General features: G+C 69.4%; 22 protein-coding genes, 1 tRNA gene and 1 pseudogene. 16 read left to right on the forward strand and 8 right to left on the reverse strand.

From position 1 onward, the window contains the following. The first annotated feature begins 164 nt into the window (after positions 1-164). Genes SACCYDRAFT_RS24045 through SACCYDRAFT_RS24060 form a run of 4 tightly spaced genes read left to right on the forward strand, consistent with a single transcriptional unit; the run spans position 165 to position 4,035 of the window. Positions 165-2,639: a sensor histidine kinase gene (locus tag SACCYDRAFT_RS24045; RefSeq protein WP_005460221.1), complete on the forward strand. Its 2,475-nt coding sequence runs from the start codon at positions 165-167 to the stop codon at positions 2,637-2,639. 20 nt (positions 2,640-2,659) lie between these two features. Beyond that, positions 2,660-3,076, forward strand: coding sequence for a roadblock/LC7 domain-containing protein (locus tag SACCYDRAFT_RS24050; protein ID WP_005460224.1), 417 nt, complete (start codon positions 2,660-2,662; stop codon positions 3,074-3,076). 1 nt (position 3,077) lies between these two features. Continuing rightward, the gene (locus SACCYDRAFT_RS24055) at positions 3,078-3,443 is read left to right on the forward strand and encodes a DUF742 domain-containing protein (protein WP_005460226.1); all 366 of its coding nucleotides are present in this window, start codon (positions 3,078-3,080) and stop codon (positions 3,441-3,443) included. Beyond that, a complete protein-coding gene (locus tag SACCYDRAFT_RS24060; protein WP_005460228.1) occupies positions 3,424-4,035 on the forward strand; it encodes a GTP-binding protein in 612 nt (203 codons plus the stop codon). The genes SACCYDRAFT_RS24055 and SACCYDRAFT_RS24060 overlap by 20 nt, the downstream gene beginning before the upstream one ends. A gap of 75 nt (positions 4,036-4,110) precedes the next feature. Here SACCYDRAFT_RS24060 and SACCYDRAFT_RS24065 read toward each other — a convergent pair whose 3' ends face one another. Then, on the reverse strand, positions 4,111-5,493 hold the full coding sequence (locus SACCYDRAFT_RS24065) for a tryptophanase (protein ID WP_005460230.1): 1,383 nt from the start codon (positions 5,491-5,493) through the stop codon (positions 4,111-4,113). A gap of 42 nt (positions 5,494-5,535) precedes the next feature. Next, entirely contained in the window at positions 5,536-6,642 is a 1,107-nt protein-coding gene (locus tag SACCYDRAFT_RS24070; protein WP_005460232.1) for a tryptophan dimethylallyltransferase family protein, read from the reverse strand. A 217-nt stretch (positions 6,643-6,859) separates the two neighbouring features. On the opposite strand from SACCYDRAFT_RS24070, the gene SACCYDRAFT_RS24075 reads away from it, so the two are divergent. Beyond that, positions 6,860-8,011, forward strand: a complete 1,152-nt coding sequence (locus SACCYDRAFT_RS24075; RefSeq protein WP_005460240.1) for an epoxide hydrolase family protein — start codon at positions 6,860-6,862, stop codon at positions 8,009-8,011. Positions 8,012-8,257: 246 nt separating this feature from the next. Further along, positions 8,258-8,917, forward strand: coding sequence for a hypothetical protein (locus tag SACCYDRAFT_RS24080; protein ID WP_005460242.1), 660 nt, complete (start codon positions 8,258-8,260; stop codon positions 8,915-8,917). Positions 8,918-9,036: 119 nt separating this feature from the next. Here the strand turns inward: SACCYDRAFT_RS24080 and SACCYDRAFT_RS24085 are convergent, their stop codons facing one another. Continuing rightward, complete coding sequence (locus SACCYDRAFT_RS24085) at positions 9,037-9,303, reverse strand: hypothetical protein (RefSeq protein WP_043536877.1); 267 nt, start codon at positions 9,301-9,303, stop codon at positions 9,037-9,039. A gap of 343 nt (positions 9,304-9,646) precedes the next feature. After that, positions 9,647-9,722, reverse strand: a tRNA-Lys gene (locus tag SACCYDRAFT_RS24090). Positions 9,723-10,146: 424 nt separating this feature from the next. On the opposite strand from SACCYDRAFT_RS24090, the gene SACCYDRAFT_RS24095 reads away from it, so the two are divergent. The 3 genes from SACCYDRAFT_RS24095 to SACCYDRAFT_RS24105 are packed head-to-tail and all read left to right on the forward strand — an operon-like array spanning position 10,147 to position 14,670. Continuing rightward, the gene (locus SACCYDRAFT_RS24095; RefSeq protein WP_005460246.1) at positions 10,147-10,731 is read left to right on the forward strand and encodes an NADPH-dependent FMN reductase; all 585 of its coding nucleotides are present in this window, start codon (positions 10,147-10,149) and stop codon (positions 10,729-10,731) included. A gap of 33 nt (positions 10,732-10,764) precedes the next feature. Beyond that, on the forward strand, positions 10,765-13,542 hold the full coding sequence (locus SACCYDRAFT_RS27220; protein ID WP_005460247.1) for a helix-turn-helix transcriptional regulator: 2,778 nt from the start codon (positions 10,765-10,767) through the stop codon (positions 13,540-13,542). A 30-nt stretch (positions 13,543-13,572) separates the two neighbouring features. Further along, complete coding sequence (locus SACCYDRAFT_RS24105) at positions 13,573-14,670, forward strand: hypothetical protein (protein WP_005460248.1); 1,098 nt, start codon at positions 13,573-13,575, stop codon at positions 14,668-14,670. 376 nt (positions 14,671-15,046) lie between these two features. On the opposite strand, the gene SACCYDRAFT_RS24110 is transcribed toward SACCYDRAFT_RS24105, so the two are convergent. Beyond that, positions 15,047-15,511 (reverse strand): DUF6328 family protein, encoded by a 465-nt coding sequence (locus SACCYDRAFT_RS24110; protein WP_005460249.1) that lies wholly within the window; start codon positions 15,509-15,511, stop codon positions 15,047-15,049. Beyond that, positions 15,508-16,401 carry a DMT family transporter gene (locus tag SACCYDRAFT_RS24115; RefSeq protein WP_043537521.1) on the reverse strand — a complete coding sequence of 298 codons (894 nt, stop codon included), beginning with the start codon at positions 16,399-16,401 and terminating at the stop codon, positions 15,508-15,510. Before SACCYDRAFT_RS24115 ends, SACCYDRAFT_RS24110 begins: the two co-directional genes overlap by 4 nt. A 166-nt stretch (positions 16,402-16,567) precedes the next feature. Here SACCYDRAFT_RS24115 and SACCYDRAFT_RS24120 point away from each other — a divergent pair, with 166 nt between their 5' ends. Beyond that, on the forward strand, positions 16,568-17,134 hold the full coding sequence (locus SACCYDRAFT_RS24120) for a superoxide dismutase family protein (protein ID WP_005460253.1): 567 nt from the start codon (positions 16,568-16,570) through the stop codon (positions 17,132-17,134). Between the two features lie 56 nt (positions 17,135-17,190). On the opposite strand, the gene SACCYDRAFT_RS24125 is transcribed toward SACCYDRAFT_RS24120, so the two are convergent. Both SACCYDRAFT_RS24125 and SACCYDRAFT_RS24130 read right to left on the reverse strand, forming a co-directional pair. Continuing rightward, a complete protein-coding gene (locus SACCYDRAFT_RS24125) occupies positions 17,191-17,586 on the reverse strand; it encodes a hypothetical protein (protein WP_005460255.1) in 396 nt (131 codons plus the stop codon). A 144-nt stretch (positions 17,587-17,730) separates the two neighbouring features. Next, entirely contained in the window at positions 17,731-18,117 is a 387-nt protein-coding gene (locus SACCYDRAFT_RS24130; RefSeq protein WP_005460256.1) for a winged helix-turn-helix transcriptional regulator, read from the reverse strand. Between the two features lie 76 nt (positions 18,118-18,193). Between SACCYDRAFT_RS24130 and SACCYDRAFT_RS24135 the strand changes: the two genes are divergently transcribed. The 6 genes and pseudogenes from SACCYDRAFT_RS24135 to SACCYDRAFT_RS26700 form a co-directional block, all read left to right on the forward strand. Beyond that, positions 18,194-19,609, forward strand: coding sequence for an MFS transporter (locus SACCYDRAFT_RS24135; RefSeq protein ID WP_005460259.1), 1,416 nt, complete (start codon positions 18,194-18,196; stop codon positions 19,607-19,609). 77 nt (positions 19,610-19,686) lie between these two features. Further along, positions 19,687-20,835, forward strand: coding sequence for a tRNA dihydrouridine synthase DusB (dusB, locus tag SACCYDRAFT_RS24140; protein ID WP_005460261.1), 1,149 nt, complete (start codon positions 19,687-19,689; stop codon positions 20,833-20,835). 91 nt (positions 20,836-20,926) lie between these two features. Then, a complete protein-coding gene (locus tag SACCYDRAFT_RS24145; protein ID WP_232283739.1) occupies positions 20,927-21,310 on the forward strand; it encodes a hypothetical protein in 384 nt (127 codons plus the stop codon). Positions 21,311-21,421: 111 nt separating this feature from the next. Beyond that, positions 21,422-22,030 carry a dihydrofolate reductase family protein gene (locus SACCYDRAFT_RS24150; RefSeq protein ID WP_005460266.1) on the forward strand — a complete coding sequence of 203 codons (609 nt, stop codon included), beginning with the start codon at positions 21,422-21,424 and terminating at the stop codon, positions 22,028-22,030. Positions 22,031-22,112: 82 nt separating this feature from the next. Continuing rightward, positions 22,113-22,805 (forward strand): winged helix-turn-helix transcriptional regulator, encoded by a 693-nt coding sequence (locus SACCYDRAFT_RS24155; RefSeq protein WP_043537522.1) that lies wholly within the window; start codon positions 22,113-22,115, stop codon positions 22,803-22,805. A gap of 209 nt (positions 22,806-23,014) precedes the next feature. Continuing rightward, positions 23,015-23,770 (forward strand): annotated as a pseudogene (locus SACCYDRAFT_RS26700) (hypothetical protein); the annotation flags it as partial.

Genomic DNA, 23,770 nt, shown 5'->3' on the forward strand with positions numbered 1-23,770 from the left:
GGTCGGCGCACGACGACGAACCCCATACGCCATGATCACCCCTCGACAAGGCACAAACGGGTGACTGGTGGCAGGGGCACAGGTATGGCACTGTGCCCGGGTCTCGGTGGAAGTCCGCATGCGCGGGTGCCCGGCAGCGGTTCAACAGGTCGTCGTGGAGCGTCGTGAACAACGAAGACAAACCAACGCAGGAGAACAGCCAGGGACACCACAAGTCGATCCGGAAGCGACTGACCGGCACGGTGCTGGTCCCGAGTATCGCGCTTCTGCTGCTGTGGATCGGCATGTCCGCGTACTTCGTCATCGACGCCTTCTACGTGCGCGCCGTGGCGTCGAGCGTGCAGCAGGTGTCGATCCCCGCGGTCACCTCCCTCAGTGCGGTGCAACAGGAACGGCAACTCTCGCTGGTGTACCTCGAGAAGCGGGACACCGGCCTGCTGGAGCTCCAGCAGCAGCAACAGCAGGTCGACACCTCCCTCGGCGCTTTGCGTCAGACGATGGCGGACATCTCCTCCGACCTGCCCGAGGAGATCTCAGGCCGCATGCGCGACCTCGAACGCAGCCTCGACCGACTTCCCGAGATGCGTTCCCAGATCAACCTGCGAAGCGTTCTGCCCGACGAGGTGAACGAGTACTACAACGAGCTCGTCGACACCGCCGCCGGGGTGTTCGACGCGCAGGCCCGCCTCGTGCCCGACGTGGAGGCGACGCAGAACGCTCTCGTGGCGACCGACCTCTTCCGCGCCTCCGACCAGATGTCGCGTGCGGCGTCGCTGGCGTCGAGCGCCTTCGCCAACGGCAACTTCACCGCGGCCGACCACCGCGCGTTCTCCGAGCTGGTCGGCTCCTACCGGTCGGCGCTGAACGAGACGGCCCCGAACGTGCTCCCCGACGTCCGTCAGACCTACGACAGGCTGGTCGCGGACGAGGGCTGGCAGCGGTTGCAGGGCATCGAGAACGAGCTGATCGCCCACGGGCCCGGCTCGCTCGACGTGAACACGCTCTCGCTCAACGGTACCGAGCTGCGCGACCTCACCAGCCGCATCTCCAACGACCTCGCGTCGCTCACCATCACTCAGGCCGACCAGACGTCGTCGAAGGCCCTGGACGACGCGGGCCAGAACCTCACCAACGTGCTGCTGGGCAGCGCGCTCACGCTCATCGCCGCCATCGCGTCGATCGTGGTCGCCGTCCGCGTCTCCCGCACGCTGGTCGACCGCACCCTGATGACCCGCCTCGAACGGCTGCGCAACGACTCGCTCGAACTGGCCAGCACCCGGCTGCCGAGCATCGTGCAGCGGCTGAAGGACGGCGAGGCCGTGGACGTGAGCGCCGAGCTGCCCCGGCTGGACCACGGTCGGGACGAGATCGGGCAGGTGGCCGAGGCGTTCAACCTCGCGCAGCTCACGGCCGTCAACGCCGCGGTCAGCGAGGCGAAGGCCCGCAGTGGTGTGAACAACGTGTTCCTCGGCATCGCCCACCGCAACCAGGGTCTGGTGCACCGGCAGCTGCAGATCCTCGACCGGATGGAGAGTCGGGAGGAGAATCCCGACCAGCTCAAGAGCCTGTTCCAGCTCGACAACCTCGCCACCCGGGCACGCCGCACCACCGAGAACCTGATCATTCTCGGTGGCAAGCAGCCGGGTCGGCGCTGGCGCAAGCCGGTCATGTTGATGGACGTCCTGCGGGCCGCGATCTCCGAGACCGAGCACTTCTCGCGCGTCGAGGTGGAACCCATCCCCAACGTGGCGCTCGTGGGGTCCGCCGTGGCCGACGCCATCCACCTCGTGGCCGAGCTGGTGGACAACGCGACCACGTTCTCGCCCCCGGGCTCGCCCGTGTACATGACCGGGACGAAGGTGGCGCGCGGCGTGGTCGTCGACATCGCCGACCAGGGTCTCGGCATGAAGGACGACGTCCGCGAGTGGGCCAACTCGATGATGTCGGAGCCGCCCGAGTTCGACGCCATGGCCATGAAGGCCGACGCGAGCCTCGGTCTGTTCGTGGTCGCCCGGCTCGCACACCGGCTCGGCGCGCACGTCACCTTCGACTCCTCCCGCTACGGCGGCACCCGGGCCACCGTGCTGCTGCCCACCGACGTGCTCGCCGGTGACGAGCAGGCCGCCGACGTCGACTCGGGTTTCCACGCCACCCTGGCGAAGGCACCCGAGATCGAGGTGCACAGCCCGGCCACCACAACGCCGGTGCGGTCGGCCTCCCCGGCCTCGGCGCAGCAGGTCCGCCCCCGCCCGGCCCCCGCTCCGGAGCGTGCGGCGCACCAGCAGTCCGCTCCGGCCCAGCCGACCACCCCCGTGAACGGGTCGGCACCGGCACCGACGCCGACAACGCGTGGCACGGAGACCCCGGCCTCGAACGGAACCACCTCAACCGTCGCGGAGCACACCGACTCCGCGCAGCCTGCCGAAGGCCTTCCACAGCGGAAGCGGCGACGCGCACCGCTGCCGCAACGACGGCCGCAGGAGAACCTCGTGGACCAACTGCGTGACGACCCCGAATCCGAGCAGCGAGACCTGGAGCGCTACTCGGGCCGGACCCGCAGCACGCTGACGGCGTTCCACAAGGGCACTCGCAGGGGACGCGATGCCGACGACGCGTCCCGACCGACCGACGCTAACTGATAGGGGAAGCGGATTCATCGATGAACGAGAACGGCAATTCCATGTTGGATCTCAACTGGCTGCTGGACGACATGGTGGACCGCGTGGTCGGAGCCCAGCACGCCGTGGTGCTGTCGGCCGACGGCCTGCTGATGGGTAAGTCCAACTCGCTGTCCAAGGACGACTCCGACCAGCTCTCCGCGATGGCCTCCAGCCTCCAGAGCCTCGCCAAGGGGGTCAGCCGCCACTTCCAGCGCGGCCCTGTGCTGCAGACCCTGATCGAGATGACCGAGGGTTACCTGTTCGTCTCCGCCGCGGGCACGGGAGCGTGCCTCGCCGTGCTCGCCGAGGACGCGGTGGACGTCGAAATGATCGCCTACGAGATGAACCGTCTGGTCAAGCGCGTCGGCGACTACATGACCGCCGCGCCGAGGAACGCGGCAGCCTCGGGGACGTGACATGAACGATCAGTGGTACGACGAGGCGGCCGGCCCCCTGGTGCGGCCGTACGCCATCACCAGGGGGCGAATACCGGCCTCGGACGTCACCCTGGACGTCGCCACCCAGGTGATGGCGTTGTCCGGAACGAAACGCGACGGGGTCGGCCTCACCCCGGAGCACACGGCGATCCTCGACCTCTGTGAACGACCGCTGTCGATCGCGGAGATCGCGGTTCACGTGAAGATCCCGATCGCTGTGGTGAAGGTGTTGTGCGGCGATCTCATCGAACGAGGCGAAGTGATCGTGCGGTCACCCTCGCAACCGATGCAAGCCCCGGATCGTCAACTACTTCAGGCGGTGCTCGATGGTCTCTCCAAGCTCTGACGACAACACGGCGACGCCCGTGGTCCCCACCCCGGTCAAGATCATCGTGGCCGGGGGCTTCGGGGCGGGCAAGACCACGATGGTCGGCTCGGTGAGCGAGATCCCGCCGTTGTCCACAGAGGAGTTGATGACGGCGGCCAGCGACGGCATCGACGACATCACGGGCGTCGAGTCGAAGAAGACGACGACGGTCGCACTCGACTTCGGCCGCATCACCATCTCGCCGCACACCGTGCTGTACCTGTTCGGCACGCCGGGCCAGGAACGCTTCTGGTACATGTGGGACGAGCTCGCGCGAGGCGCGATCGGCACCGTGGTGCTCGTGGACACCCGCAGGCTCGACAGCAGCTTCTCGGCCATCGACTTCTTCGAGCGCAGGCGGATCCCGTTCATCGTTGCGGTGAACTGCTTCGACGGCTCCGACGACTACACCGAGGACGAGATCCGCAACGCGTTGGCGATCTCGCCGGGCGTACCGATCCTGTTCTGCGACGCGCGCCAGCGCGAGTCCAGCAAGCTCGCCCTGATCCGGCTCGTGCGCTACGCGATGAGCAGGCTTCCGGAACCCGAGATGGCGTCCTCGAACGCCTGAGGTCCGGGCCTCGACACGACGAAGGCCACCTTCCCGCGAACATTTCGGGGAAGGTGGCCTTCGTCGTGTTCCGGGTCAGGAACCGGCGGGGATCTGCTTCAGCTTGAGGTTGAAGTGCCGCAGCAGCGGCGGTGCGTCGACGATGCGGTACGACGCGACCCGGCTCGGGTCCTTGGCGATGTCGGCGAGCACGTCGGCGACGTACTCCAGGTGCGCCTGCGTGTAGGTGCGCCGGGGGATCGCCAACCGCACCAGTTCGAACGGTGCGGGCGTGAGGAGGTTGTGGTCGGAGTCGAACTCGCCGAGGTACAGCGACCCGAGTTCGGCGGCGCGCACCCCACCCGCCAGGTACAGCTCGGAGGCGAGGGCGTGCCCCGGGAAGCCGTGTGGGGGGATGTGAGGCAGCAACCGGCCCGCGTTGAGGTAGAGGGCGTGCATACCGGCGGGCTGGACGATGTCCACCCCGGCCTGGGTGACGAGCTCGGCGAAGTGGGCCGCGTCCGCCTCCCTCGACCGCAGGTAGTTCGGGTCGAGCACCTCGTCGAGCCCCTGCGCGACCCGCTCCAGGTCGTGTGCGGCCATTCCGCCGTAGGTGCGGAAACCCTCGGTGGCGATGAGGTTGACCTCGCATCGCTTGGCGAGCTCGGGGTCACGCACCCCGATCAGCGCGCCCATCGGGGCGATGCCGTCCTTCTTCAGGCTCGCCACGCAGCCGTCGGCCAACGCGAACGCCTGGCGAGCGACCTCGCGCGGGGTGAGATGGCCGTAGCCCGGCTCGCGCTGCACCACGAGCCAGGAGTTCTCCGCGAACCGCGCGGCGTCGAGGAAGAACGGGACGCCGTAGCGGTCGCACAACGACCGCACGGCACGCAGGTTCGCCATCGACACCGGCTGCCCGCCGCCACCGTTGTTGGTGATCGTGACGAGCACCTGCCCCACGCGCTCACCGTCGGGGCCCCTGAGGGTCCGCTCCAGCGCGTCGAGGTCGATGTCGCCCTTGAACGGCTCACGGCTGTCCAGGTCGCCGAACTCCGCGCACGGCAGGTCGCGCGCTTCCGCGCCGAGCAGCTCGACGTTGGCCCTCGTGGTGTCGAAGTGCGTGTTGCTCAGCGAGATCTGCCCGGGCTTCAGCACGGACGAGAACAGCACGCGCTCGGCGGCCCTCCCCTGGTGCACCGGGAAGGAGTACGGGTAGGAGGTGAGGTCGTCCACCGCCTCGCGGAACCGGTAGTACGAGTCCGACCCCGCGTACGAGCGGTCGGCCTGTGCGGCGGCCGCCTCCTGCGCGGCCGAGACGGCCCCGGTGCCGGAGTCGGTCAGCAGGTCGATGGTGACCATGCTCGCCGGCAGGTTGAACGGGTTGTACGCGGCTCGGGCCAGCGCCTCCTCGCGTTGCTGCCGGGTCGTGATCGGTATTTCCTTGACGACCTGGATCCGGTACGGCGGGAACGGTTTCACTGTTCCTTCTTTCAGCGACTAGGTGTTCGATGTCCGAAGTGCTCAGACTCCCGTCGCGGCCCGCGTGCCGGCTCGGGGCGGGAGCACCTCGTATCCCTCCGACGAAAGATAGATCGTCGTGCCGGTGCCGAACCGCCCCAGCCGCAACGACACGTGGGCGAGCAGTCCCCGCCCCTCGGTGAGCGGACGATCGGTGAGCGCACGGAGCGCCCTGTCCAGCCCCGCCGGGTCGCTTCCCCTTCCGGACAGAAACTCCGCCACTCGCTCCCGCGCCTCCGCGTCGTCGGCCACGTAGTCGCGGATGGGCAGGTAGAGGCTGTAGTTGCCGGGACGCTTCGGATCGGCGTCGACGAACGAGTAGCTCGAGATCAACGGCCTACCGTCGAACGACACGGTGTCGCCGCCGAGCACACGGCAGAAGTCGCGGATGCTGTCGACGTCGAGGCCGTCGACGGCCTGGGACGCGCGCACCACCTCCTCGACCGTGGCCGAGTAGTGCGAGATGTAGAGCTTGACCCGGGACGTCGGGCTGTCGTCCAGGTCCACCGCGAAGAACGTGAACCGGTCCTGCCCCGGCCTGTGGACGGAGTGCTCGGTCGCGGAGTCGTAGGCCTCGTCCATCCCGAGCCGCCGGAATCCCTCGGCGACGAGTTCGGCCGCGCGGTCCTCACCTCGCGCACCCGGGTTGAAGTACACCTTCAGCTTCGGCTTCGCGTTCGGACGGAAGATCAGCGAGTACCAGAACGCGAACTTCCCCTGCGGTTGCTCGGGCAGGAAGAGGTCCTGTACCGCGTCGAACCGGTCCGTCGGGATTTCGAGGCGGTCGGACACGGAGTCGAGGAAACGTCGTGCGGCGACCACGTTCGCGGCCATACTCGGCTTCTCCGCGATCACTTCGCCCAGAACGCGCACGGCGTTCTCGCCCGTGTCGTCCAGCGCGACGGAGAACTCGACGGGGGTGGCGTCGTCCGCGACGTCGGAGGGCCACGACGGGCCGTCGGAAAGCCGACGCTCGCCGCCCGCGCCGAGAAGCTCCCGGAGCATGTCCACCGCGGTGTCGTCGGTCGGCGGGAAACCCGCTTCGTCACAGAGGTTTCGCAGCTGCCTACTGGTGTGCTCGAAGAGCGTGAAGGAGTTGGTGTCGTTCACGCTCGCTCCGGCGGGCCTGCGTACAAAAGTGCTTCACTCCCACTGGCGTCGTGGTCACAAACGATGATCAAGATACGTCCGTTTCACACCGCGAGATACCCCTTTCCGAGTGATCTTGACAACCGCTTGTGATCACGTTCCGGGTTCACCGGGACATGTCACGGCGCCGTCCCAAGCGGCCATCAAGTGGCCCAATTGCCTCCTAACGTCCGCGTTTATGACGAACTCCGACACCGTCCGGCCCTTCCGGATCGACATCCCCCGGCAGCAACTCGACGACCTCGCGGCGCGACTGGCCGCGACCCGCTGGCCGAGCGAGCTTCCCGGGGTGGGCTGGACCCGAGGCGTGCCCGTCGACTACCTGCGTGAGCTCGCCGAGTACTGGCGCACCACCTACGACTGGCGCCGGCACGAGGCCGCGTTGAACGACTTCCCGCAGTTCCTGACGACGGTCGAGGGGCAGCCGATCCACTTCCTTCACGTCCGCTCCGCCGAACCCGACGCGACCCCACTGCTGTTGCTGCACGGCTGGCCCGGCAACGTCACCGACTTCGCGAAGGTGCTCGACCCCCTGGTGAACCCGCGTGCCCACGGCGGCGAGGCCGCGGACGCCTTCCACGTCGTCGTCCCGTCGCTGCCCGGTTTCGGTTTCTCCACACCACTGGCCGGGCCAGGCGTCGACGCGAAACGCATGGCGGAGCTGTTCGGCACCCTCATGCGTCGACTCGGCTACCCCCGCTACGGCGTGCACGGCTACGACACGGGCGCGTGGGTGGCGCTCGCACTCGGCGAGCGAAGGACAGGCGAGGTCGTCGGCGTGCACGTCAACGCGATGATCGCCTTCCCGACCGGCGCGGAGGGCGAGTTCGACGCGCTCACCGAGTGCGACCGGCAGCGGTGGGACCGGATGCAGAACCTCAACGACGGCTACCTCCAGTGCAACGGCAAGAGGCCGCAGACCGTCGCCTACGGGCTCACGGACTCACCGGTGGGGCAACTCGCGTGGATCGTGGAGAAGTTCAAGGAACTCACCCACCCCGCCGACGCGCTGCCGGAGCAGTGCGTGGACCGCGACCAGCTGCTCACCGACGTCAGCATCTACTGGTTCACCGGCACCGCGGCCTCCGCCGCTCAGGTGTACTACGAGGAGATGTCGGCGGCGGACTGGAGCGACGAGCCTCCCACGCGCGGCACCACGCCCACCGGCGTGCTGTTGTCGGCACACGACGTCACCGTGCGCCCGTGGGCCGAACGCGACCACAACGTCGTGCGCTGGACCGAGCTCGACGACGCGGGCCACTTCGTGGCCCTGGAGGCTCCGGACGCGCTCGTGGCCGACGTCCGCGGATTCTTCGCGGAACTGCGCTGAGCCGACTCCCGCGGCCGGAGTGGGATGGCTGACTGCGAAAGCGGGCTCTCCGGTCTGACGTTGTGTGCCCGGAGGCTCGCTTTCCGCACTCACTTCCCGCTTTCCGTGCCCGCGTGCTCGCAGCCGGTACACACGCCCTGCCCGCGGACTTGACCTCGATCACATCTCCGCTGGACATGGGGCCGAGCGACGTCGCCGAGCAGTCGAAACGGGCATCTCACCCCTGCGACCAGGAAGTGGTCAACTGTGCGGAAGCGACGTATCACCCTGGCGGCCGCGGTCGCCGCTCTCGGACTCGGCCTGACCGCGTGTGGCGACACCGAAACCGGGGCCGCCCAACCGGCCGACACCACGAAGGCGGGGACCAGCTCCGCCTCGGCCTCCCCGACGTCGTCGGAGGCACCGGCCCCCGAGTCCACCGAGGCGAAGCCGTCCGGCAGTTCCGCGAGCGGTGACGTCACCGCCCCCGGAACGGAGTTGAAGGTGGGTGAGACCGCGACCGTCCCCTTCACCTACGGCACCGACATGAGCGGCACCATTGCCATCACCGTCACCGCGATCGAACAGGGCGCCCCGGCCGACCTCGCCGCGTTCGGCGACAGGGCGAAGGGACTCGTGCCCTACTTCATCAAGTACCAGGTCGAGAACGTCGAGGGCACCGACCTCTCGTACAGCTCGGTGCGCCTGCGCGCCACCACGGCCGACGGCCGCGGAACCGGCGTCATCATCAGCGGTGACGTCGAGGGCAAGTGCGAAAGCGAGACCGCCGACCGCGACTTCACCACCGCGGGCGCGTCGTACGAGACCTGCGCCCTGCAGGCTTCGCGCGAGGGCATCGAGGTGGTCGGAGCCGAGTTCAGCGACGGCGACGACTACCTCGACGACCCGGTCGTCTGGAGCGAGTGAGCCGACGAGGGCTGCCCATGCGCGTCGGGCAGCCTTCGTGGTGGGCGCGGAACCACGTGGTCACGTCGGTTTCGAGGTGGCTCCAGTAGTGGATTCCGCTGGGACGGTGCCGCGGCCCTTCACCTCGCTCGGCGTTCCCTCAGCTCAGCGAGCCATGCCTTCACCTGTTCGTCGTCATGCAGGTAACCGCCTCCCCCGCCAGCGGGGAGATCGATTCCGTGGAGGCAGTTCAGCGCCCACCAGCTGAGGTCGTCCCAGACGATCCCGTCCTCCAACACCCACCTCGCCGCCCAGCGGTCGCCCTCCCCCCGGGACAACCGACCAGCGAGGAGCTCGACGAAACGGTCTTCGATCTCGTCGAGAGTCGGCCGGCCACCCACGTCCATGCCGTGACCATACGGGCAGGGCACCTGTTGCTCGATGTGGCACGGGCGTTGGCATCGGCGCGGTCTCTGGAATCTCTCCCCACGAAGGGCAGTCTGGTAAGGCACACCAAGCAGATTGGCGCTCTGAGTGCCGTCCCGCCTGACCTGGCATAGCCGGTCACTGGGTGCCTGCGACTCGTGCTGCGTGAACATCGTGCCTAAGCCTCACCTCGCGCAGGTAGGCCTTGAGCGCGTCGGCGGAGTTGTCGCTGACGACCGTGACGACTCGACCATCGCTCGCGAAGTAGTCGCCGGACCCGGCAACGCTGGAGAGCGTCCTGTCAACCCGCCGACCAGGATGTGTTGGTGGGCCGCCCGGGGCTCGAACCCGGAACCTATGGATTAAAAGTCCACAGCTCTGCCAATTGAGCTAACGGCCCGCCCTGGAGTGTAGCGGCGGGCGGGTTCGGTGGGCACAGGAGGCGGGGTCGAACGGCAAGCCGCGTACGGGAACTGCGGACACGCGTGCGCAGCCTGCGGACACGGTGCAGAGGCACGTGCCCCGACCCGCACGTCGTTGTGCGGTGCGGGGCACGCGGTGAACTCCTGAAGGAGTCGATCAGCACTTCCCGCAGCAGCCGCAGTTCGGCCCGCTGCAGGAACCGCAGCAACCACACCCACTCATGGCAATCACCACCCTTTCGGGACGTGTCCGTGCCAGCACCTCACGCTATGAGCACTCCAAGTGAGCACGACACCACTACCAGGGTGAATCGGCCGATCCCTCTACGTAATCCCAACCGGTCGGCGGTCCAGTCACCTGACAGATGTCCCGGTGCCCTCACCCCCCATAACGTCACCGCCATGACCACGACACACACGAACACCGTCACCCGCCCCCGGCTCGCCGTCATCGTCGGAAGCGTCCGCACCGACCGCTTCGGTCCCGTGCCCGCGGCGTGGTTCGCCGAGCAGGCCCGCGAGCACGCCGCCATGGACGTCGAGCTCGTCGACCTGGCCGACTACGACCTACCGACGTCCCTCGACGAGAACGACGACGTGACCGCGCTGGGCGCCAGGCTGGCCGAGGCGGACGCCTTCGTGGTGGTGACACCCGAGTACAACCACAGCTTCCCCGCCGGGTTGAAGACCGCGATCGACCACTACCGCCGGGAGTGGCAGGCGAAGCCCGTCGCGTTCGTCTCGTACGGCGGCATGGCCGGTGGCCTGCGCGCCGTGGAGCAGCTCCGGCAGGTCTTCGCCGAACTGCACTCGGTCACCGTCCGCAACACGATCAGTTTCCACAACTTCTGGGATCACTTCGGCGACGACGGCCGTCCTCGGGACGGTGCCGCGGCGGCCACCGCGGCCAAACAGATGCTCGATCAGTTGACGTGGTGGGCCGTCACGCTGAAGGAGGGCCGGGACAAGCATCCATACGAGGCTTGACCTCTACATTACTCGAACTTCCACACTGTCCTCATGCGAGTTTCGGAAACGCGGTTGTTCGGCCGGGCAGAACAACTCACCACTGTGGAAGGTGTACTTTCCGATGCCCGCCTCGGCGTGGGGACAGCGCTCGTCGTCAAGGGGGAGGCGGGCATCGGGAAGACCGCCCTTCTCCAGCAGGTGCTCGAATCGGCAGGCGAGGAGACGGTGCTGCACGCCATGTGCGTCGAACCGGAGGCGGACCTCCCGTTCGCCGGCCTGCACCTGTTGCTGCGGCGGGTCGAGTCCCGGCTCGACGAACTCGTGCCCGACCAGGCGGCGACACTGCGATGCGCGCTCGGACGTCTCCGTACGGACTACCGGCCCGTGGACCGCCACAGCGTGAACCTCGCCGTCCTCGCCCTGCTGGCGGCGCTCTCCGCCGAGCGACCGCTGCTGGTGGCCGTGGACGACGCCCACTGGCTGGACCGTCCCTCGGCCGACGCACTGCTGTTCTCCGCCCGGCGCCTGGACACTCTGCGCGTGGCCCTGCTGCTCACCGTCAGGGAGGGCCACGCACCCGCGCTGCCGACCCCGGGCCTGCCCGAACTCCGGTTGGAGAGGCTCTCCGCCCCCGACGCCGACGCGCTGCTGGCCGCCCACGCGGACGACCTGCCCGCACACGTGCGGCGGCAGATCGCCGACGAGGCCCACGGCAACCCGCTGGCCCTGCTGGAACTCTCAGCCGTACACCGGCACGGCGGCGCCCCGAGCCACGGACGCCCCGTGGAGGGCACGCTGCACTGGGCGTTCGCCGAGCGGATCGCGGCGCTGCCCTCCAGCACCCGCACCATGGTGCTGGTCGCCGCGGCGGACGGAAGCTGCGACACGGGCACCGTGCTGGCCGCGGCGGCGCGACTCGGCGCGGACGTCAACGACCTGGTGACCGCCGAGGAAGCCGAGCTACTGATGTTCACGGAGACCTGCCTGGGTTTCCGGCACCCCCTCGTGCGCGCGGCGGCATACCGGTCGGCGTCGCTGCCCGAACGCATCGCGGCCCACCGGGCACTGGCGGCCGTGCTGACGAACGCGGAGGACGCCGACCGCAGGGCGTGGCATCTCGCCGCGGCCGCGACGGGGCCCGACGAGGAGGTCGCGGCAGCGCTCGAACACAGCGCGGAGCACGCACGCGCTCGTGGGGGTTACACCGCCGTGGCCACCGCCTACGAGCGGGCGGCGGCACTCACCCCGCGCCCCTGTGACCGCGCCCGCAGGCTCTCCGCCGCTGCCCGTGCCGCCGCTGACGCGGGACAGCCCGAACGCGCGTTGAGCCTCGTGCGGCAGGCGGAGCCGTACTGCGTGACGACGGCGGCGCGGGTGCGGACGGCGATGATCCACGCCGTGCTCGCCGACGACCGGAACCGGTTCGGCGAGTCCTACGGTGTGTTGCGGGACACGGCGCTCGCCGTCGCCGGGGAGGACGCGGAGTCGGCTTCGAGCCTGCTGTTCTGGGCCGCGCACTCGGCATGGCTCGGCGGCGAGATCGCCAAGGTCGAGCAGGCGGCCGACGACGCCGAACGACTGGGTCTCGACGCGGCGGCCCACGCCCGCTCGCTGGTGCGGGCGGCCCAGGGTTCGCCCGCGCGGAGCGCCGACGCCCTGCGGGAGCTCGTCGAGCACTCCGCGTCGGTCTTCCCACGGTGCTCCGACCGTCCGTTGGAGCTGCGGGGGCGGCTCGCCGTCGCCACCTGGCGACTCCTTCTCGGAGATCGGTCGGTTGCGCGTGACCTGGCGCTGGCGGTGGTACGGGAGTGCCGGACGGAAGCCGCGGAGGGGGTACTCGCTCCCGCCCTGGCCGTGCTGGCACGCGCCGAGCTGGCTCTGGGACTGCACGAGCAGGCCCACGCCAGTGCCGAGGAGGGGCTGCGGCACGCCGAGGAGTCCGGTCAGGTCGGGGCGGTGTCGGAGCTGTCGAGCGTGCTGGCGCACCTCTCCGCGGTGCGGGGCGAGGCACAGCAGGCGGTCTTCCACGCGGGCCGTACCTCACTCGCCGACGCGAGTCACGCGCTCGCGCTGCTCGACATGGGGCACGGCCGGCACGACGCCGCGCTCCAGCGCCTGCACGCCTCACCGGTCACCGGCACGCTCGACACGTTGGGGGCGGCCCCGGAGTTGGCGGAGGCCGTCGCCCGCGCGCAACACACGGAGCACGACGGCCAGTGGTGGCAGCGCGAGTGGGACCGCGCGCGGGAGGCCGTGGAGGCGCACGCGGAGTGGGCACGGCGACTCGGTCTGCGCTGGGCCCAGGCCGTCGCGCTGCGCAACCAGGCGTTGCTCGCCGAGAGCGCGCCGGGTGGGGTCGCCGGCGATCCCGGTGAGTTGTTCGCGCGCGCTGTCGACCTGCACCGCCGCGAGGACCACCACACCTTCGACCGGGCGCGTACCGAGCTGAGCTACGGCGAGTGGCTCCGCCGCAGGCGCCGTCCCACCGAGGCGAGGCCCCACCTGCGGGCAGCGATCATGATCTTCGAGAGTCTCGGTGCTCGCCCGTGGGCCGAGCGGGCACGCGCGGAGCTGCGCGCGAGCGGCGAGGGGCTCCACGGAAGCGGCGTGAACGGCGTGAACGGCATGGAAGGCACAGCACTGGCCACCCGGCTCACCCCGCAGGAACGGCGCGTCGTCAGTCTCGCCGCCGACGGGTTGAGCAACCGGGACATCGGCGAACGGTTGTTTCTCAGCCCGCGCACCGTCGGTTACCACCTGTACAAGGCGTATCCGAAACTGGGCGTTTCGTCCCGCAGGGAGCTCGCCCGCCTCGGACTGGCAGGCTGAGTCCCCGCCGGTCGTGTCACACTGCGCAACGTGGAGTACCAACTCACGGCCGAACTCGCCTCCCCACCCGAGGCACCGGACCTGGACCCGTTACAGCAGGTCGGCGTCGTCTCCCTGCTCGACGACCGGTTGAACAACCTCGCGAGCATCGAGGGCCCGGACGGCGTGGAGATCGTTCCGGTCGAACACTCCATCGAGGCGCATCTCGGCGGCGCCGTGGTGAGCTGGCTCCTCGACGCGCCCGCGCTGGTGTTCGCCGAGGACGCCACCCGTGCCGTCCTGGAACAGCTCATCGACGAGATCGACCTGCTCGCCGGCTGGGAGGTCAAGCACTGCGCCGTGACCGCGACCGACGACCAGCTCGCCAGTGCGCTGGCGGCGTCGCTCGAACCGGGTGAGTTCGGTGACGGGCTGTCCGCCGACTTCGACGACACCGGTCCCACGCGGGCCTTCGTGCTCGAATCCGAGGAGGTCGATGACATCGAGGCCACCATGTCGGAGACCGAGCTGACCGACCGCAGGGCGAGCCTGCTGCGCGCGAGTGGCTACCTGAGGGCTTTCGATCTCGGCGCCTTCGGTGACTTCGGTGACTTCGGTGACTTCGACGAGGAGCGGGCGAGGTACGTGGCCGGGGCACTGATGCACGGCATCGAGATGTTGACCGACGAGCTGTTCGGCGACGTGCAGATGCTCGACGACGAGGACGCCACCGCCGAGGAGGTGGAGGCGCTGTGGGTGGTGGACGAGCTGCCCCAGCAGTACGCGGACCGGTACAGCGCGTTGTTCGCCAAGCAGTTTCTCGTCACCACCTCGGTCCTCGGCCACCGGCTCACCCGGGAGGGCTGGAGCGGTCCGCTGTCCGTGGCCGAGGCACTCGCGTTGCGTGTCGCCGAATCGCGTGCCGAGGTGGAACTCGACCTCGCCGAGGTGCTGGACCCGGACGAGATCGACGGCGTCTACACCGCCTTCAACGAACACGCGCTGGCTGGTCTCGACCTCGATCTGCTGTACTCGGTCCCCGAGGCCGAACTCACCACTGACCTGGCCTTCGCCAATTGGTTCAAGCCACGTGCCGAGTCCGGTGAGACGACGCCGCACCCCTACCTGGCCGACGAGGACGAGGAGTGAGCCGAAGAAAGGACGAAGCACCCTTTCCCGGCCGCTCCCCCTTTCGGCCTGGGCTTTCCGGGTGATTCGCACGACTGCCGTGTTCCGGCATTAACCGAAATCGCCTCACGATTCAAGACTGCACACTCAGCTTTCGGTGCTGTCACCCTGTCGGGTGATGGTCGCACGCGGAGGCCACAGCCGAATGTGCCTCTTCCCATCTCCGCGCGACCACGACTCCGGCAAGGCCGGAGGAGGTCCCGGTCGCACGGGCTGCTGCGGCGGGCGGCGTGAGGGCGGCCGCCGAGCCGGAGAACCCGCGGCCACGACCGCGCGAGGTGTCCTCAGCCTGGCGGCCGGGACCACGTGACGTCGGGCGAGGTTCGCGTCCCGCGCCTCACTCCAGTGGTCTGGTTCTGAGCAACCGGGGGACGACGAACCACAGCAGCGTGAAGATCCCACCGACGACCACCGCCAGCACGACCATCGCGGCGACCCCGAAGACCACCTTGCCGATCAGGGAGACGGTGAGTGTGATGGCCACCGCGAGGCAGGCCAGCCCCGCCACGACCATCCGGTTTCCCACCCTCAGGATCTCGGTACGCCGACCTTCTCGGAAGAGCAACCGGTGCCAGGCGGCGGGTGCCGTGAGCAACGCGGTGGCCGACGCGGTGAACAGCACCGTCACCAGGTAGAGGACCTTCTCGAACCCGCTCGCGTCGCGGAACAGTTCCGTGAACGCCACGGCGAGCAGGAAACCGAAGAGGATCTGCACTCCCGCCTGCGCGACCCGGAGCTCGGCGAGCAGCTCGCCCACGTTGCGGGCGAGCTGCTGGTGACGTGGTTCCCCGGTCTCGTTCACGTTCCCGCCTTCACCTGCTCCTTCGCGACCACCACGGTGTCCGAACGGGACCGCTCGTGCCAACCCAGCGCGGTGATCGAACACACCACCACTGCCAGACCGAGCCACTGCGTGGCCGACAAGGTCGAGTCCAGCACGGTGACGCTGATGATCGCCGCGGTGGCCGGGAAGGACAGCTCGGCCAACGTCGCCCGCGCGGCGGGCGTGGCCTGCATACCCACGTAGTAGAGACTCAACGCGAGCAGCCCGGGCACCACGGCCAGCAGCACGAGACCCACCGCGTTGTCCCAGCCCACCGCGAACGGGCTGTCCTGCGCCACCACGATGGCCGCCGCCACCGGCAGGCCGATGGAGAACCGCAACGCGGTCACCTCGCGCGGGCGCAACTTCGTCGACACCAACCTGCCGAGCACGGTCCCACCCGCCCACAGCGCGGCGGCACCGAGCGCGAGCAACGCCGTGCGCAGGGCCGCGACCTGGATGTCGAACGGGTTCTCGAACGCCAGCAGCCACGCACCCGTCACCGCGGGGACGGCGAAAACCAGGTATCCGCTCCGCAGTCGCTCACCCAGAACGACGAAGGCGGCCAGCATCGCGAACAGCGGTTGGAGTTTCTGCAACACCAACGGCGTCACCGGGTCCCCCGTCTGGAAGGCCGCGGTGAACAACGCGGTGGCCAGCGCCGACGATCCGCCGCCGATCAGGAGTACCGACACCCATTCCCGCGGCCCGCACCGCGCCAGCGCGCGCAACGCGGACGGCAGGAACGGCAGCAGGAGCGTGGCCACGATGAGGTGTTCCCAGAAGACCACGGACGCGGCGGGAAGGTCCTCGGCGAGCGGGAGCCTGAGCAGCCCGTCGGTGCCCCACAGTGCTGCGGCGATGGCCACGAGCCAGGTACGGTCGGTGCGGGTGGTCCGACCCGGTTCAGGCAATGTCGTCACACGCCCAGGCTACGTTCCGTTACCGCATCAGGGTGTTGTGAGCTCAGTAAGTGGACGCCCTGACGTGTGACGTCCCGTTGCAGCCCCTTCCGCTGTCTGGTTAGCACGATTTATGCGCAACCGAATCGCCGTCATCCTGACAACGCTCGCAGCCACCACGACCGTCACCGCCGTGGCCACGCCCGCGTCCGCCACGGAGAGCAAGATCACTGCCGTGGTCACCACGTTCCAGGCCGACCACCGCTTCAGCAACGCCGTCACCTACGACACCGACCTCGTGCCGGCGGGTGCGCTGGCCGGTGTCGGTGTCGAGACCTCCGAGAAGGGCACGGTCACCGAACTGGAAGTACGTGGCCTCGTGCCCAACCGTGAGTACGGCGCACACGTCCACGTCAAGCGCTGCGGCGCGACCGGCGAGGCCGCCGGCCCGCACTACCAGCACGTCCAGGACCCGAAGCAGCCGTCCACCGACCCCGCCTACGCCAACCCCGAGAACGAGATCTGGCTCGACTTCACCACCGACGCTCAGGGAGCGGCTTCGACCCGTTCCGAGGTCGCCTGGACCTTCGGTGACCGGCGCCCCGCCTCCCTGGTGGTCCACGAGCACCGCACCTCCACCGCGGAAGGGAAGGCCGGAACCGCGGGCGCACGCCTGGCCTGCGTCAACGTTTCGTTCTGACCCGACCACGGGGCCTGCGGCGCCACCCCGATGCGCCGCAGGCCCTCTTCGTGGAGTCAGCCTGCGGGACGCGGCCGTTCGAGGCATCGCAACCACACCACGTGCCGCCACGAGGCCCCACCGGTGTCGACGTCCACGACGCCCAACCGCACGTGCGTCTTGGCACCGGTGTCGGTGCCCACGCAGGTCGGCCCGCCTCCGCCCCCATGCCAGGAACCGTCGACGCCTGCCCAACGCGCTCCGGCGATCACGTAACCCTCACCCGCCGGATCGTCGGCGGAGGCGTGCAGGCTGATCGCCGTCCCCTTCGCGTTCGGCATCGCCCATCCCTCGACGGCCTCGGGCACCGCGATGCTGCGCGTGCTGACCCACCGGATTCCCACGGCCGAGAACAGCACCACCACGATCACGAGGAACACGGTTTCCCGTCGGGTCAGTCGAGATCGGTCCACATGTACCCCCTGTTCGATCCCGCGGGTATCGCAGCGGGTAACGCCGGTGGACGTCCATCCTCAGCACGCCGGCCTCAGCCGATCCGCGAACACGAGGCCCGCGGTTCGGCGTTCCCAGGTCGGCGACTCCCGCTTCGAGAACGGTCAGGCCTGCTGCGCCGCGTCGTAGCGTGCTCGGGCCGCCACGATGTCCGTTCGGTGCCGCTGCGCCCAGTCGGTGAGGGACCGCAGTGTGCCGTACAGCTCACGCGCCATGTCCGTGAGCTCGTACTCCACCTTCGGCGGCACGGTCGGGTAGACGGTGCGCGACAGCAGCCCGTCGCGTTCGAGCTTGCGCACCGTGAGCGTCAGCATGCGCCTGCTGATCCCTTCGACCGCGCGCTCCAGTTCGGTGAACCGCACCGGTCCGTGCGCGGCGGCGACGAGCACCCCGATGCTCCACTTGCCCGCGACGTGATCGAGAACTTCGGCCAGTGGGCAGGCCTCCTCCTCGATGACCTGGACGGACACATTCGTGTGACTCCGGGACATGAAAGTGCCTCCTTCCGACCGCACCGATGGTCACACATGATGACTCCTGTTACAAACAGTGCACCAAGGAGTTGGAATGGAACCATCGACCATCGCGGCCCCATCACGGACCCGCTGGCTGGCGCTGACCGTGCTGTGCGCGGGCGCGCTGATGGCCATCGTCGACGAGACGATCGTCGCCGTGTCGCTTCCCGCGATCCAGTCGGACCTGGGCTTCACCCAGGCGGGCGCGAGCTGGATCACCGGCGCCTACCTCGTCGCCTTCGCGGGACTGCTGCTCCTCGCCGGGAGGCTCGGCGATCTCGTCGGACGGCGGCGGGTGTTCCTCGCCGGACTCGCCGGTTTCACCGTGTCGTCGGCCCTGTGCGGGCTGGCCTGGAACCCGGCCGTGCTCGTGGCGGCCCGGTTCGTCCAGGGAATCGGTGCCGCCGCGATGACGGCCGTACTCCTCGGGATGATCGTCACCCTGTTCGGGGAACCGGGCGAGCGGGCCAAGGCCGTCGGGGCGTTCAGCTTCGTGCAGGCGTCGGGCGGCACCATCGGCATGCTGGTCGGCGGCCTCGTCACCGAGGCACTGAGCTGGCACTGGATCTTCTACCTCAACGTGCCCGTCGGCGTGCTGGCGTTCCCCCTCGCCCTCCGCGTGCTGCCCACGGACGAGGGCACGCGCACCCGGCAGCGGCTGGACGTCCCCGGAGCAGTGCTGGTCACCGGAGGGTTCGCGACAGGCATTTACGCGATCACCAGGCTGGAACAGCCCGGCGGGGCGGGGACGTTCGCACTCGGCGTCGTGGCCGCCGCCCTGCTCGGCGGTTTCGCGCTCCGGCAGAAGAGGGCGACCACCCCGCTACTGCCGCTGCGGCTGCTGCGATCACGGCGGCTCGTGGGCGCCAACGCCGTACTGCTTCTGCTCGTGGCGGCCATGTTCGGGTTCATGTTCCTCACGGTGCTGACCATGCAGCGGGTGCTCTTCCTCGACGCTCGCCAGGCCGGGCTCGCGATGGTTCCGGTGTCCGTGGCCATCGCCGTGCTCTCGCTGGGAGTGACGCCGAGACTCAACACCCGCTTCGGGGAACGGACCGTGTTGCCGGCGGGGCTCATCGTGATCGCGGGCGGCCTCACGCTCCTGGCGAACCTACCGGCCGACGCGGGCTACGCATCACACCTGCTGCCCGCACTGACGCTGCTGGGTGTGGGTTTCGGCCTGGCCATGCCCTCACTGATGTCACTCGGCATGGCCGAGGCGACGCCACAGGACTCCGGCGCGGCGTCCGGGCTGTTCAACACGACTCAACAGGTCGGTGGAGCGCTGGGGTTGTCGACCCTGCTCGTGGTGGCGGCGGCGCACACCGACGAGCGGCTGGCCGGGGGAGCACCGGAACGTCTCGCGCTGCTCGACGGCTACCGGCTCGCCTTCGGCATCGGGGTGGGGCTCGTGCTCACGGCTCTCGCGGTGGCGCTGCTCCTCGGAAGGCGCCCGAGACCGGCGTGAACCAACTGGCGAACTCCTGACGGCCCGAACCCACCACCGGGCGGCCCCCCACAAGCCGGCCGACCCGACCAGCGACAATGGGAGGCGTGACCGCGACCCTGCCCAAGCCCGCCCTGAGGATCGGCCCCTACCAGGTCGATCCTCCGGTCGTGCTCGCCCCCATGGCCGGCATCACGAACGTCGCGTTCCGGCAGCTCTGCCAGGAGTACGGCGCGGGGCTCTACGTCTGCGAGATGATCACCGCCCGCGCCGTCGTCGAACGGCATCCCGGCACGATGCACATGATGACCTTCGGTCCCGACGAGAAGCCCCGGTCGATGCAGCTCTACGGGGTCGATCCGGCCACGATGCGCGAGGCCGTCAAGATCATCGTCGGTGAGGGGCTGGCCGACCACATCGACGCCAACTTCGGCTGTCCCGTCGCCAAGGTGACCCGCAAGGGCGGCGGTGCCGCGCTGCCGTACAAGCGGAAACTGTTCGCCAACATCGTGAGGGCCTCGGTGGAGGCGGCCGAGCCGGCCGGAGTGCCGTTCACGGTGAAGTTCCGCGTCGGCATCGACGACGACCACCACACGTTCCTCGACGCGGGACGCATCGCCGAGGCCGAGGGTGCCGCTGCCGTGGCCCTGCACGCGCGGACCGCCGCCCAGCGTTACTCGGGGCAGGCCGACTGGTCGCAGATCGCCCGGCTGAAGGAAGCCGTCACGAGCATCCCCGTGCTGGGCAACGGCGACATCTTCACCGCGCACGACGCGCTGCGCATGGTCTCCGAGACCGGGTGCGACGGTGTCGTGGTGGGGCGCGGGTGTCTCGGCAGGCCGTGGCTGTTCGGCGAGCTGGAGGCCGCGTTCGCGGGCAGGCCGATCCCCAAGGGACCGAACCTGGGCGAGGTCGCCCGGGTACTGCGTCGCCACGCCGAACTGCTGGTGCGACACGACGGCCCGGACAAGGCCATGCGTGACCTCCGCAAGCACATGGCGTGGTACTTCATGGGCTTCCCCGTGGGCTCGCAGCTTCGCCGCAGGTTCGCGATGGTGTCGTCGCTCGACGAGCTCGACGAGCTGATCGCGCAACTCGACCACGACGCGCCGTTCCCCACCGACGCCCTCGGGCCCCGGGGTCGTCAGGGTTCGCCGGGCAAGGTCACCCTGCCGCACGGCTGGTTGGACGACCCGGACGACCCGTGCGTGCCCGAGGGCGCCGACATGATGCATTCGGGCGGCTGATCCCCTGCCGTCGACCCCGGCCGAACGAGGTGCGTCGCTCTCTGCGAGCAAATCGGGTGCGAACTTCGCACTGAAGGGTCACCCTTGGCGAGTGAGTCCATCGCAGGGAGTCTTCCGCCGCATCCGGAGCGCGACGCAGTGGCGCCTCGTCCGGCGCCGCCTCCGGCAGGAGCGGATCGACAGGCAACGCCGACTCGTCGGCCGCGAGTCGCTCGTGGCCGAGATCGAAGCCCTACTCTTCCGGCACGATCCGATCGGGCTGAACTTCGAGGACAACACGGACGAATACCGGTCCGAGGCGGAGACCATCGCCCTCAGGTTGCCCGAGGCGAGCAGCGTGGCGGACGTCCGGCGCATGGCTCACGAAGAGTTCGTCCGCTGGTTCGATGCGGAACTCGCGGGTCCCGAAAGCCGGTACACGGCGATCGCCCAAGAGGTGTGGCGGCTTTGGAACTCGAACGGGCGAAGCACCTGAAAAGCAGACCGCCGGGGCCCGTTGGCTGAGAGTGTCAGTGCCACGACCGATGAGCTCGGTGCGTTGGTTCGGTCGAACCGAACGACCGACCGACGAGAAAGGTACTCACTCATGAAGCTCACCACCACCACGTGGGTCACCGTCGACGGCGTGATGCAGGGACTCGGCGGGCCGGACGAGGACCGACGCGGCGGGTTCGAGCGCGGCGGCTGGGCCTTGCCACTCTTCGCTGGTGAGGCCGCGACGTTTCTGCACCAGGTCTACGGGCGCGCCGACGCGTTCCTGTTCGGCCGGCGGACCTACGAGATCTTCGCCGCCTACTGGGGAACGATGCCGGATCCGGGTTCCAACCCCATCGCGGGACCCTTGAACACGCGGCCCAAGTACGTCGCATCGACCACGCTCACCGAGCCGCGGTGGGCCGACACGACCGTTCTCTCCGGGGACGTCGCGGCCGCCGTCGCGGACCTGAAGGCCAAGCCGGGAGGCGAACTCCAGGTGCACGGCAGCGGCGCCCTGATCCGCTGGCTGCTCGGCAACCGGCTCGTCGACGAGATCACCCTGCTCGTCTGCCCTCTGGTCCTCGGCCAGGGCACGAGGTTGTTCCCCGACACCGGCCCGGACGTGGCACTCGACGTGGTGGAATCGCGGTCCACCTCGAACGGGGTGACGATCCAGGTCTACCGGCCCGCCGGCCGCCCGCGGTACGCGGACGGCTGACCTGAAACACGCGTCCAAGCCACAACTGCTTGCTAAAAGCAATCACGCTTCACAAGCACCATGGTGGAGTACCATGTACACCATGGGCCAGCGACGCTACGGACAGTACTGTGGTCTTGCCCACGCCGTCGATCTCGTGGGTGAACGCTGGGCCCTCCTCATCGTCCGCGACCTGCTGGTGGGCCCCAAGCGGTTCACCGACCTCCGCAGAGGTCTCGTGCGCATCCCCACCAACATCCTGTCCGCGCGACTGAAGCAGCTCGAAGCCGACGGACTCGTCCGGCGGCGGGTGCTGCCCCGGCCCGCGAGCGCGGTCGTCTACGAGCTCACCGAGTACGGACGCGACCTCGAGGACATCGTGTTCGCGCTCGGCCGGTGGGGCGCGAGGACGCTCGGGGAACCACGCGAGAACGACGTCGTCACCACGGACTCGGTCATCACCGCGCTGCGTGCGACGTTCCGGCCGGAGCGGGCCCGGGGAATCGACCGGGTCGTCGAGCTGCACGTGGCCGACGTCGTCGTGACGGCCGGAATCAGCGACGGCGTGCTGACCGTCTCCGAGGGCGGGACGGACCACGCCGACGCCGTCGTGAAGACCGGACCGGCACTCCGCGCCGTGCTCGCGGGAGAGCTCACGCCCGAGGACGCGGCCACCAGCGGCGTGCTGGCGGTGTCCGGAGACGAGTCGGCCGTGAACGTGTTCGGCAGCGTCTTCGCCATCGACCCCGCACCGCAAGGGGCGCCGACGAGCCCCGAAAGCCAGCACGGACAGTGAAACAGCACTGCGCCGTCTTCGTGACGCAGGACACGCGGAGCTCCGTTGCGTCGGCAGACAAAGCCCGGTATAGCAACGCAGCGTAAAAAGTTCACGCCGTGGTGTCGTCACAAATGGCTGATATACGTACGATAACGAAAGCCGTCCTCGCGGCGATCAACAAGCAGATATGGGAGCCCCACCGGGGAACCTGAGCGAAGGGAGCGTGCGTGTCCGACGATCACGGCACTCCCGGCCTCACTTCTCAGGCGCAGGAATGGCGAGCACGCGCACAGCGCAACCGCGAGGAAGCCGAGAGGAAGCGGCGCCGGGCGCTCGACACCCAGGGTGGTATCAGCGTCGCCGAGATGCTCGCCCGACACTCCGCCGAGCGTGGGTCGTCGGAGTCGAACGGACGCGCGCGTCCGTCCAGACAGCGTCGGCGGGCCGCTGAGCAGGAGGAGGCGGTGCTGCCGGGCGGCTTGCGGCACTCCGTCGACGAGCGGATCGTCGCGGACCCCCTGCCGGAGTCCCCGGGCGAGGCACCCGTTGCCGCACCGCCCCCGCACACCACCGGACGTCACCAGCGGCCGAGCGCCCCCGAACCATCGCCGTCCCCCGCGCGGCCACGGCCGCCGGAGCGCCCTCGTGGCGCGACTCCTCCTGCTCCCCCCGGCATCGGCCGTCGCGACTCCGGTCGACCCGAGCCGGTGCGACCGGAGCCGACCCGGTTCCGGCCTTCCCCGCTCGACAGTGACCACGCGGACGTCGACCGCCCGCCCCCCCGGAACGCCCAGCCCCGCAGACCCGACCCGATGCGCTCCGGGCACTTCCCCATGCCCGATCCCGGGCCCGGCGAGCCACCACGGCACGTGCCCGTGCGCGGCGACACCCCCGTACGCGATCACCCCGCCGCGCAACGTCCCTCGGCCCGCTTCCCGACCCCGCCGCCCCCGAACCGACCGGCGCCCCCGGCCCGCGACCTC

It is taken from the genome of Saccharomonospora cyanea NA-134, assembly GCF_000244975.1.
Lineage (GTDB): Bacteria > Actinomycetota > Actinomycetes > Mycobacteriales > Pseudonocardiaceae > Saccharomonospora > Saccharomonospora cyanea.